The sequence below is a fragment of the Mycobacterium montefiorense genome (genome assembly GCF_025823255.1).
In the GTDB taxonomy this organism is placed as follows: Bacteria; Actinomycetota; Actinomycetes; order Mycobacteriales; family Mycobacteriaceae; genus Mycobacterium; species Mycobacterium montefiorense.
In genome coordinates, this window is the sequence record NZ_JACKVL010000001.1 from 1 (window position 1) to 3981 (window position 3981).

The 3981-nt window shown below is 65.4% G+C and carries 1 protein-coding gene; it reads left to right on the forward strand.

The window, feature by feature from the left end:
* On the forward strand, positions 1 to 3981 hold a 3981-nt coding region (locus H7K34_RS00005), incomplete at both ends, for a condensation domain-containing protein (RefSeq protein ID WP_264058437.1).

Genomic DNA, 3981 nt, shown 5'->3' on the forward strand with positions numbered 1-3981 from the left:
GGCTTGGAGTCCGCGGCACTGGTGGTGGCCGCCGAGGCCTGCTCAGCGGAGCTGGTGGATCGATGGGCGCCGGGGCGAGTGATGACCAACGCCTACGGCCCCACCGAGACCACGCTATGCGTCACCGTCAGTGTGCCGCTGCAGGCGGGAACTGGGGTGGTGCCCATCGGGGTACCGATTCCGGGGGCGGCGTTATTTGTGCTCGACGCGCGATTGCGGCCGGTGCCGCCCGGCGTGGTGGGCGAGTTGTATGTGGCCGGTGCAGGTGTGGGGGTGGGCTATCTACACCGGGCCGGGTTGACCGCGTCGCGGTTTGTGGCCTGTCCGTTCGCCGGCGCGGCAGCGCCAGGGCAACGTATGTATCGCACCGGGGATCTGGTGAGCTGGGGTACCGACGGGCAGCTGCGCTATGTCGGGCGGGCCGATGAGCAGGTCAAGGTCCGCGGTTATCGTATCGAGCTCGGCGAAATCCAGGCGGCGCTAAGCGGTTTGGATGGAGTCGAGGCAGCGGTTGTGGTGGTTCGTGAGGACCGTCCCGGCGACAAGCGGTTGGTAGGTTATGTCACCGAGGCGGTTCCCGGGTTTGTCGATGTCTATGGTGTACGCGCCCGGTTGGCCGAGCGGTTGCCGGCCTACATGGTCCCGGCGGCGGTCGTGGTGGTGGCCGCATTGCCGTTGACGGTCAACGGCAAACTCGACACCCGCGCATTACCGGCACCGGAGTACCGTGACGTCGACTACCGGGCTCCGTCCAACGCCATCGAGGAAATCCTGGTCGCTATCTACGCCCAGGTCCTCGGCCTGGACCGGGTCGGAATCGACGACTCCTTCTTCGACCTCGGCGGCGACAGCATCTTGTCGATGCGGGTCGTGGCCCGGGCTCGCGCCGCCGGGGTGCTGTGTCGCCCGCGCGACATTTTCGTCGAACAAACCGTGGCCGGTCTGGCGCGAGTGGCCACGGTCGCCACCGGCGACGATGATGCGGTCGACGAGGGTATCGGCTCAGTCGTCGCGACCCCGATCATGCGCTGGCTGCACGGAGTGGACGGCCCGATCGACCAGTTCAACCAGACGATGGTGGTCCAAGCCCCTTCCGGCGTCACCGATGCCGATGTCAGCGTCGTGCTGCAGGCTCTGCTGGACCGACATGCCGTGCTGCGCCTCCACGTCGACGACGACGGGGCCGGGGTTTGGTCATTGCAGGTGCCCGAACCAGGCTCGGTGCGCGCGCAAGACTGCCTGCACATCGCCGAAGAGTTGTCCGATCGGGCGCTGGTCGAAGCGCGGTCGCGGCTGAATCCGGCTGCCGGGGCAATGGTGAGCGCGCTGTGGATTACCTCGACCGGTCAGCTGGTGTTGATCATCCATCACCTGGCCGTCGACGCGGTGTCGTGGCGAATCCTGTTGGAAGACATCAACGTTGCCTGGGCGTTGCACCACACCGGCCGACCCGTCGCGTTGCCGGCCGGCGGCACATCGTTTGCCCGCTGGTCCTCGCTGATCGATGAGCACGCGCGCCGGCCCGACGTCGTGGAGCACGCCGGCGTGTGGCGCAACGTGATGGCGACCCCGGCGGCGTTGCCGGCGATGCAACCCGGCGCAGACACCCACGCCAACGCCGGGAAGCTGTCGCTATCGCTGGATATCGAGACGACACGCATGCTGCTCGGTGAGGTACCCGCGGCGTTTCACGCTGGTGTGCAAGACATTCTGTTGATTGCCTTCGGGCTGGCATTCGCCGAGTTCTTGGGCACCGCAGATGTACCGGTCGGTATCGACGTGGAAGGCCATGGTCGCCAGGAGCAGCTGGACGCCCGCGTCGATTTGTCGCGCACAGTGGGCTGGTTTACCGCCAAGTATCCGGTGGCGCTCAACGTCGGCGGGCTGGACTGGCACCTGGTAACCGCTGGGGAGGCCGGGCTCGGGGGAGTGATCAAAGCTGCCAAAGAACAACTGCGCGGCTTACCCGAAGGCTTGACCTACGGGTTGTTGCGCTACCTCAACAACGAGGTGGATCTGAGTGGGCCAGACCCGGCGATCGCGTTCAATTACCTTGGCCGCCTGGGCGGTGCCGCCGATCTGACCGAGGATCTGTGGCGACCCAGCGTCGACGCTTTGTCGGCCACCACGACGGCGACAGCGGTACCGATGCCGCTGAGTCACACCGTGACACTTGACGCCGGCACCCTCGACAGCGAGGCCGGCCCGCACCTGCATGCCAACTGGACATGGGCACCGTCGGTTCTGAATCAGTCCCAGATAAATCGGTTGAGCCAGTTGTGGTTTGAGGCCCTGTACGGTATCTGCGCGCACGTGCGGCGCGGTGGGGGCGGGTTGACCCCGTCGGATGTGCTTCCCGCCCGTCTTACCCAAAGCGAGCTCGACGAACTCGAGCGGCACCATCAGATTTCCGATGTGTTGCCGTTGACGCCGCTGCAACAAGGACTGTTCTTTCACGCCACCATCGCGCAGAGCAGTGGTGTCGATCCGTACGCGCCACAGCTGGACATCACCATGACCGGCTCGCTCGACGAAGTTCGACTGCGTGAGGCGGTGCACGCCGTCGTGACCCGTCATCCCAACCTGGCGGCACACTTCTGCCCGCAATTCGACCCGCCGGTGCAAATCATTCCCGCCGACGCCGCCCCCGCGTGGCAATACATCGACCTGAATGGCGGCGACTTCAATGTCGACGAGCAGGTGCAGCGCTTGTGTGTCGACGAACGTGCTGCGGTCTGCGACCTGGCCAATCCGCCGGTCTTTCGCGCGGCGCTGATTCGCACCGCGCCAGACCAATACCGGTTCGTGCTCACCAACCATCACATCGTGCTCGACGGCTGGTCGCTGCCCATCCTGCTGCAGGAGATATTCGCGAGCTACGACGGGCAGCGGTTGCCCGCACCGGTGCCGTATCGCAGATTCGTTGCCTGGCTTGCCGATCGAGACCTCGACGCTGCCCAGGCAGCCTGGCGGGAAGTGTTCGACGGCTTCGAGACGCCGACGTTGATCGGCGCGCGACACACGCAGCAACTCGGACCGCGCGGTCTGAGATCGTTGCGGCTACCCGAGCAGACCACGCAGGCTCTGGCCCAACTCGCCCGCGCACACCGCACCACCGTCAATACCGTGCTGCAGGCCGGCTGGGCCCAGCTGCTCATGTGGCTGACCGGCCAGCACGATGTGGCCTTCGGCGCCACCGTCTCCGGACGTCCAGCCGAGGTGGCTGGGCTGGAATCGCTTGTGGGCCTGGCGATCAACACGGTGCCGGTGCGGGCACGCGCCACCGCGCTCACCACCGCGGCCGAGCTACTCGACCAGCTGCACGACGTCCATCAACAGACGCTGGATCACGAGTATGTGGCGCTCAGCGATATCCACCGCATCATCGGTCACGAACAGCTGTTTGACACCTTGTTCGTCTACGAGAACTACCCGATCGACGCCGCACCATCATCGGGACTCGGTGGGCTGGCGATCACGGAGTTCACCAGTCACGAATCCACGCACTACCCGCTGACACTGCAAGCTACGCCAGGCCCAGAACTGGCGCTACGCGTCGAATACGACGCCGATCTATTCGACGCTGAAAGCGTTGAGGTGCTTACCGATCGGCTGTGCCGGGTGTTGTTGGCCATGGTGGAGGATCCGTCGCGGCGGTTGTCGTCGGTGAATGTGCTCGATGCCGATGAACATGCCCGTCTGGACGAGATCGGCAATCGCGCGATGTTGGTTCGGCCGGTGGCCGGGGAGTCGATACCGGAGCTGTTTGCCGCCCAAGTCGCTCGCACGCCGGATGCGGTGGCGATTAGTTGTGCGGCCCGCTCGATGAGTTATCGAGAGCTTGACGAGGCGTCTAATTGTTTGGCGCACTTGCTGGTTGGGCTGGGTGCGAGTCCGGGTCGGTGTGTGGCGGTGATGTTTTCGCGCTCGGCCGAGGCGATCGTGGCGATTTTGGCGGTGCTCAAGTCGGGGGCGGCCTAC